General features: G+C 32.8%; 6 protein-coding genes. 5 read left to right on the top strand and 1 reads right to left on the bottom strand.

Going from position 1 to position 8,366, the window contains the following annotated elements; genetic code table 11:
* Positions 1-115 precede the first annotated feature (115 nt).
* Positions 116-2,305, bottom strand: a complete 2,190-nt coding sequence (locus tag C8P70_RS13310) for a RecQ family ATP-dependent DNA helicase (RefSeq protein WP_133713798.1) — start codon at positions 2,303-2,305, stop codon at positions 116-118.
* A gap of 90 nt (positions 2,306-2,395) precedes the next feature.
* Between C8P70_RS13310 and C8P70_RS13305 the strand changes: the two genes are divergently transcribed.
* From C8P70_RS13305 to C8P70_RS13285, 5 genes are all read left to right on the top strand, one after another.
* Complete coding sequence (locus tag C8P70_RS13305; RefSeq protein ID WP_133713797.1) at positions 2,396-3,364, top strand: KpsF/GutQ family sugar-phosphate isomerase; 969 nt, start codon at positions 2,396-2,398, stop codon at positions 3,362-3,364.
* 3 nt (positions 3,365-3,367) lie between these two features.
* The gene (tatC, locus tag C8P70_RS13300) at positions 3,368-4,213 is read left to right on the top strand and encodes a twin-arginine translocase subunit TatC (protein ID WP_243832719.1); all 846 of its coding nucleotides are present in this window, start codon (positions 3,368-3,370) and stop codon (positions 4,211-4,213) included.
* Positions 4,214-4,222: 9 nt separating this feature from the next.
* A complete protein-coding gene (gene lptB, locus C8P70_RS13295; protein ID WP_133713796.1) occupies positions 4,223-4,963 on the top strand; it encodes an LPS export ABC transporter ATP-binding protein in 741 nt (246 codons plus the stop codon).
* Positions 4,964-5,035: 72 nt separating this feature from the next.
* A complete protein-coding gene (locus C8P70_RS13290) occupies positions 5,036-5,821 on the top strand; it encodes a polysaccharide biosynthesis/export family protein (RefSeq protein ID WP_133713795.1) in 786 nt (261 codons plus the stop codon).
* 5 nt (positions 5,822-5,826) lie between these two features.
* Complete coding sequence (locus C8P70_RS13285; RefSeq protein WP_133713794.1) at positions 5,827-8,241, top strand: GumC family protein; 2,415 nt, start codon at positions 5,827-5,829, stop codon at positions 8,239-8,241.
* The last annotated feature ends 125 nt before the right edge of the window (positions 8,242-8,366 follow it).

Genomic DNA, 8,366 nt, shown 5'->3' with positions numbered 1-8,366 from the left:
TTGATTATTGCGCTTATTGTAGCTTTAACAGGAGGAGATCCTAATAAAGTACCTATTATATAAAAAAAGAGTGGTCAGAATTTCTTCCGACCACTTCTAGTCTATGACCTCTTTTTTAATTAGCTTCTTTACTTATAAACTGTATTCGCATCAAACGAAGTTCTTCCGTATCATAATCTCCGTCAAACTCCGCCATGGCTACCTTAATATTATCTGTATCGGCTTCCATAAAATAATCGTATATTTCTTCTTGTTGTTCTTCATCTAAAACTTCATTCAACCAGTAATCAATATTTAATTTAGTTCCGGCATACACAATCTGTTCCATCTCTTTTAGCAGCGCACCCATATCTAACCCTTTAGCTCGTGCAATGTCTTCTAAAGATAACTTTCTATCAACACTCTGAATAATATATAGTTTTAAGGCAGAATTAGCTCCTGTTGATTTAACCACTAAGTCATCAGGACGAATAATATCATTATCTTCAACATATTTCTTAATTAATTCTACAAATTCCTGTCCGTATTTTTTAGCTTTTCCTTCGCTAACTCCATGTACATTCGCCATTTCTTCTAAAGTAACCGGATATTTCAACCCCATATCTTCTAAGGAAGGTTCCTGAAATACTACAAAAGGTGGAACTCCTGCTTTTTTAGCAACTTTTTTACACAAATCCTTTAACATCGCTACCAAAACTTCGTCAGATGCATTAGAAGTCCTTACAGTTCCCACTTCCATTTCTCCTTCTACGTATTCGTGATCTTCAGTCATCATAAATGACACTGGTTTGTCTATAAAGCCCATCCCTGCATCGGTCAGTTTTAACACTCCATAAGATTCGATATCTTTTTTAAGTAATCCGGCTACTAATACTTGTCTAACTAAAGCCACCCAGTATTTTTCATCTTTCTCAGATCCGAATCCAAAAAAGTTCTGTGCATCTGTTTTGTTTGCTTTTAATAAAGCGTTTACTTTTCCAATTAATGTAAAAACGATTTCTTTAGTTTTATAAACTTGTTTGGTATCTTGTACTACTTTCAATAGTTTAACAACCTCTTCTTTAGCTTCAGTTTTTTGTTTTGGATTGCGGACATTGTCATCCATATCCGCCCCTTCACCATTTATTTCATCAAACTCTTCACCAAAATAATGCAATAAGAATTTCCTTCTGGATATTGAAGTTTCAGCATACGCCACTACCTCCTGCAACAAAGCAAAACCAATTTCTTGTTCTGCTACAGGCTTACCTGCCATGAATTTCTCTAATTTTTCAATATCTTTATACGAGTAGTAGGCTAAACAATATCCTTCACCTCCATCTCTTCCGGCTCTTCCGGTTTCCTGATAATAACTTTCTAATGATTTTGGAATATCGTGATGAATCACATAACGCACGTCCGGCTTATCAATTCCCATTCCAAAAGCAATGGTTGCTACTACTACATCAACTTCTTCCATCAGAAACATATCCTGATGCTTTGCCCGGGTTTTAGCATCTAATCCTGCATGATAGGGTACAGCACTTATGCCATTAACCTGCAAAACATGGGCTATTTCTTCTACTTTTTTCCTACTCAAACAATAAATCACTCCTGATTTCCCCTTATATTGCTGGATAAAACGTATGATATCAGCCTCTATATTTTTTGTTTTAGGTCGTATATCGTAGAATAAATTCGGTCTGTTAAAAGATGCTTTAAACACATTCGCATCCGGTATTTCAAGGTTTTTTAAAATATCTTCTTGTACTTTGGGCGTAGCTGTAGCTGTTAACCCTATAATCGGCATATCCCCTAACAGTCTTATAATATTTCTTAAGTTTCTATATTCTGGTCTAAAGTCATGCCCCCACTCAGAAATACAATGCGCTTCATCTATAGCAACAAAAGAGATTTTTTCTTCTTTTAAAAAATTTGCATATTCTGCTTTTGTCAATGATTCCGGCGCTACATATAGTAGCTTGGTTACGCCTTTTTTAATATCCTCTTTAACCTGGTTAATTTCCGTTTTTGTCAAAGATGAATTTAAAACATGTGCTACTCCTTGTTCTGTAGATAGACTCCGAATAGCGTCTACTTGGTTTTTCATTAAAGCAATTAATGGTGAAACCACTATTGCTGTACCTTCTAAAACCAATGCGGGTAATTGATAACAAAGAGATTTCCCTCCTCCTGTCGGCATAATTACAAAAGTATTATGTCCTGAAATAATACTTTTGACAACCTCTTCCTGAAGACCTTTGAACTGTGAAAAGCCAAAAAATCTCTTTAACTCCCTGTGCAAGTCAATTTCAGTTGATTTCATTATTTTTGTATGGTATTTTACATAAATTTGCAGTACCTAAAGATACAAATAATCTTTGATTTAAACCTAAATATTTAACACTCCATCGTTTTGAACACAACAAACAGTATATTAAACACCGCAAAAAACACCTTATTATCTGAAAGTGAAAGCATTAAAAAACTAATATCTTATCTCAATAATGATTTTGCAGATTCTGTAGAAACTATTCTACACTGCAAGGGCAGAGTTGTGGTTACAGGAATAGGTAAAAGCGCTTTAATCGGAGCAAAAATTGTAGCTACCTTTAATTCTACAGGAACCCCTTCTTTATTTATGCATGCTTCCGAAGCTGTACATGGAGATTTAGGTCTGTTACAATCTGACGATTGTATAATCTGCATTTCAAACAGCGGAAACAGTCCTGAAATAAAAGTACTTACTCCTTTGCTAAAAAGATACGGTAACAAAGTAATTGCTATTACTGCAAATGAAAATTCTTTTTTAGGCAAAAACGCAGATTTTGTCCTTTTATCAAAAGTTGACAGAGAAGCAGATCCCAACAACCTGGCTCCGATGAACAGTACCACTGCACAATTGGTTTTAGGCGATGCATTAGCTGCCTGTTTAATAGAAATGAGGAAATTTGGTCCTGATGATTTTGCAAAGTATCATCCGGGAGGGGCATTAGGTAAAAAATTACTTTTACTAGTAAAAGATATTTTAAACAATCAAAACAAACCTGAGGTGTCTCCAAAATCCAGCATCAAAGATGTGATTGTGGAAATATCAGAAAAAAGATTAGGAGTTACTGCCGTAATTGATGACAACAAAAGCATAATAGGCATTATCACTGATGGTGATTTAAGAAGAATGCTTCAAACTAACAGTGATTTAACAAATATTACGGCAAAAGATATTATGTCTGCAAATCCTAAATCTATTGAATCAGACCAACATGTTTCTAAAGCTTTATCTATCTTAGAAGACAATGCCATTACCCAGTTATTAGTAACTGAAAATAATAATTATAAGGGAGTTATTCACTTACACGATATTTTAAAAGAAGGTATACTATAAGATATGGCAAAAACAAATAAACAAAATAAAGAAATGTCCTTTTTGGACCACTTGGAAGAACTTAGATGGTTACTGATTCGTGCTTCTGCCTTTATATTAGGGGGAGGGATTATCGCTTTTATTTTTAATGATTTTATTTTCAATAAAATCATTTTTGCTCCTAAAAATTCAAACTTTATTACGTATCGCTTTTTTTGTAAAATCGCTAAAAAATTTAATTTCGACGATAGCTTTTGTCAGCAAGAATTGCCTTTTGAAATTCAAAACAGGACTATGGATGGACAGTTTTCTGTATTAATATGGACCTCTATAACTGCCGGCTTTATTATATCTGTACCTTTTATATTATGGGAAATATGGAAATTTATAAGCCCTGCTCTGTACAAAAAAGAAAAAAAGTATGCTAAGTTTTTTATTGTAATATCATCTCTACTGTTTTTTATTGGAGTATTGTTTGGTTATTTTGTAATTACTCCGTTATCTATTAATTTTTTAACCAACTTAGAGGTAAGCAGTTTAATTAAAAATCAGATTGATATAAATTCTTATATCGGTTTGGTAAAAACCACTTCTTTAGCTTGCGGGTTAGTTTTTGAAATGCCAATTATTATTTATTTTCTATCAATAATGGGGTTAGTATCTCCACAGTTTTTGAGAGAATATCGCAAATACGCTATTGTTTTAATTCTTATACTTGCAGCTGTTATTACCCCACCAGATATAATCAGCCAAATAATTGTTTCAATTCCTTTATTAATTTTGTATGAAATTAGCATTTATATTTCTAAATTCGTACAGAAGAAACCTTCTTTAGATGAAAAAAAATCTACAGAAATTACTAATTCATAAATTATTTAAATGAAATTAAGAGCGGATAATATCGTAAAAATATATAAAAAAAGAAAAGTAGTTAGAGGTGTTTCTGTAGAGGTAAATCAAGGAGAAATTGTAGGGTTATTAGGTCCAAACGGCGCTGGAAAAACCACCTCTTTTTATATGATTGTTGGATTAGTAAAACCTAATAGCGGTCATATTTATTTAGACAATACTGATATTACAGATTTTCCCATGTATAGAAGAGCCCAGCATGGTATAGGATACTTAGCGCAGGAAGCTTCTGTTTTCAGAAAGTTAAGTATTGAAGACAACATATTAAGCGTGCTACAGCTGACTAAACTTTCTAAAAAAGAACAGATTGAAAAAATGGAGTCGTTAATAGAGGAATTTAGTTTAGAACACATCCGAACAAATCGGGGAGATTTATTGTCAGGAGGAGAAAGAAGACGGACTGAAATAGCCAGAGCTTTAGCTACAGACCCTAAGTTCATCCTGTTAGATGAACCTTTTGCCGGTGTAGATCCTGTTGCTGTTGAAGACATTCAACGCATAGTTGCCAAACTAAAGAATAAAAATATAGGGATTTTAATTACCGATCACAATGTTCAGGAAACTCTGGCCATTACAGATAAAACCTACTTAATGTTTGAAGGCGGTATTCTAAAGGCTGGTATTCCAGAGGAATTAGCAGAAGATGAAATGGTAAGAAAAGTTTACTTAGGTCAGAATTTTGAATTGAGAAAGAAAAAATTAGAATTTTAAAGTTTTATTTTTCGTTTAACTCTTCACTAAATTTTTTTCAATATTTAGAAATCATATATTTGCAAAAAAAAAATGAAAAAGATATTAACTTCAACCACCTTACTTATAAGTGTCTTAACACTTTTTATGTCGTGTGCTTCTAAAGACAAGTATGTCTATTACCAAAATGCTGAGCAAGTACTTCTTCGAGATTCATTAGACAGTACTAAATTCGAAACTAAATTAAGACCTGATGATTTATTAATGATTATAGTTTCTGCCGAAGATATAAAAGCCGCAGAACCTTTCAACTTAATGAGTACTATGACCACAAACCCGGATAACCCGGCAGGTAACAGACAATTGCAACAACAATTATATTTAATTGACAGCAATGGCAATATTGATTTTCCTGTATTAGGAACACTTAAATTAGGTGGATTGAGTAAAAACGATGCTGTCTCAATGTTAAAAAATAAAATAAGTGCCTACATTTCTAATCCTATAATAAATATGAGGATTATGAACTTTAAAGTTACTGTTCAAGGAGAAGTAAATAGACCCGGAGTTCACTCAATCAACAGCGAACGGCTGACTCTCTCTGAAGCCCTTGCACTATCGGGAGATTTAACTATCTATGGAAGAAGGAGTAATGTTTTAATTATTCGAGAAGTCAACGGACAAAGAATCCCTATCCGAGTTGATATGACTAAAGCTGATTTTATGACTTCTCCTTATTACTATCTTAATCAAAATGACATTGTTTACGTAGAACCTAACAAAACAAGAGTAAATTCTTCTTCTGTGGGACCTAACATCAGTGTAGGACTTTCTGCTTTGTCTTTATTAGTTACAATCATCGCTCTTGCCACTAAATAATTGATATGGAAAATAACAGATTCGAAAATTCAGAAAATTCCAATATAAATATCCGCGAAGAAATTGAAAAATATCTCATTCATTGGAGATGGTTTATTATAAGCGTAATTATTACTTTGGCAATTGCTTTTATTTATCTAAGGTATTCAGAAAAGATATATAAAATAAATACCACCATTATTGTTAAAGACGAGAAAAGAGGAGGCGGTATAGCTTCTGAAATGGCTGCTTTTTCGGATTTAGGATTATTTTCTGGAGGAAAAAGCAATATCGAAAATGAAATACAAATATTAAAATCCAGAAATTTAGCAGAAAAAACGGTTCGTCGTTTACAATTAAACATCGCTTATATCAATGAGGGAAGAGTAGTAAAAAGCGAATTATACAATAACAGTCCTATAAGTTTTAATTTTATAGAGCGTGTTTTCGATTTCGACAATATATCTTATTCGTTTTTTGTTAAAGATATTCTCCCAGAATCTTTCACTTTGCTTGATGAAAATAAAAATAATATCGGAACTTTTAATTATGAAGATATTATTGAAACTCCTTTAGGCAAATTAGTTGTGACTAAAAATGATCCTAAACCACAACCTACCCTAAAAAATCTAGAAGAAGATACTGAAAAAGAAGAAACATTTAAAGATATTACCGTTATTATATCTCCCATTGCTAAAACGGTAGATACGTACACCAATAATATACAAATCATTCCTACTGACAAACTATCAAGTGTTTTAGAGTTATCTTTACTTGACGCAACACCATCTAAAGCCATTGACTACTTAAACAACCTAATCACTTTATACAATGACTCTGGAGTAGCAGATAAACGTTTCGTTTCTGAAAAAACTTCAGATTTTATAGACAGCAGATTACAATTAATTACTGAAGAGTTAGGAGATGTCGAAAAAACAGTTGAAAACTATAAAGAAAAAAATAAAATTACTGATATTCCTACTGAATTAGGCATTTATTTACAAAATGCTAACGTGTATGAAAAACAGATTATTGAAAATGAAACAGAATTAAAAGTGGTTTCTTCTTTAATTGATTTTCTAAAAAACAGTAAACCGAATGAAATTCTACCAGGAAACATTATTTCTTCTGATCCCGGATCAAATAGCTTGATTACACAATACAATACTTTAGTTTTAGAGCGAAATAAATTAAGTACAAGTACCACAGGCTTAAATCCCGCAGTAATCAGGTTAGATGATCAGATTTCTTCTATGAAATTATCGGTTCAAGAAAGTTTAATCAGACTCGAAAAATCTCTATCAATAACAAACAAAGAATTAGAAAGTAAAGAAAAAGATTTGAGATCTAAATTAGCTCAAGTTCCAAGACAAGAAAGAGAATTCAGAATTATTGACAGACAGCAAAAGGTAAAGGAAGCAATATACTTGTATTTATTTCAAAAGAGAGAAGAAACAGCAATTGCCTTAGCTGCAACAGAACAAAATGCGAAGGTAATTGATTATGCAAAAAGTACAGATAATCCTGTTTCTCCTAAAAAAGCAATTATTTTGTTGGCTGCCTTAATTATAGGTGGACTCATACCTTTCGCGATTATTTATTTACGCAATCTATTAGATACTAAAATTAAAAACAGGGCAGATATCGAAGATAATATCAGTATTCCGTTTTTGGGAGATATACCTCATTCCTTCGATAATGAACAAATTATAGATGTTACTAGCAGAAGCAGTACAGCAGAAGCCTTGCGTATTATTCGCACGAATATTGAATTTATGCTTAATTCAGTACCAGAAGGAAAGGCTAAAACAATATTTTTGACTTCTACTTTTCCTAAAGAAGGAAAAACGTTTACATCTGTTAACATTGCAGCTACTATTGCGCTATCTGGGAAAAAAATATTACTGATCGGAATGGACTTGAGAAATCCGAGATTAGATGATTATTTAGATTTACCTCACAAGGGACTCTCTGACTTCTTACTTCGTAAAGAATCGGACATAAATGGATATATAACTAAAGTCTCAGGATACGACAATCTATATGCATTACCCGCAGGAACAATCCCTCCTAACCCAGCGGAATTGTTAATGGGGGATAAAATAAACATGCTTTTCAAAGAACTCAAACAACAATTTGACTATATTGTTGTAGATACAGCACCTGTCAGCTTAGTCACAGATACTCTTTTAATTGCTAAGTACGCTGATACTTTCATTTATGTAGCAAGAGCGAACTTTCTGGATAAACGCATGTTAAAACTACCTAGTGATCTTCATAAAGAAAACAAGTTACCTAATATGTCTATCATTCTAAATGACACAACAACTATTAAGGGATATGGTGGCTATGGTTATGGCTATGGTTATGGCTACGGCTACGGAAATGATATAGAACTAGACAAGCGTCCTTGGTGGAAAAAATTATTAAATATTCAATAGTAATATAGTAAAGTCGCCAAAATAGGTAGAAGTGGTCGGAAGAAATTCTGACCACTCTTTTTTTATATAATAGGTACTTTATTAGGATCTCCTCCTGTTAAAGCTACAATAAGCGCAATAATCAA

It is taken from the genome of Myroides indicus (assembly GCF_004364575.1).
Classification (GTDB): Bacteria; Bacteroidota; Bacteroidia; order Flavobacteriales; family Flavobacteriaceae; genus Flavobacterium; species Flavobacterium indicum_A.
This window is presented reverse-complemented; position numbering and strand designations above follow the sequence as displayed.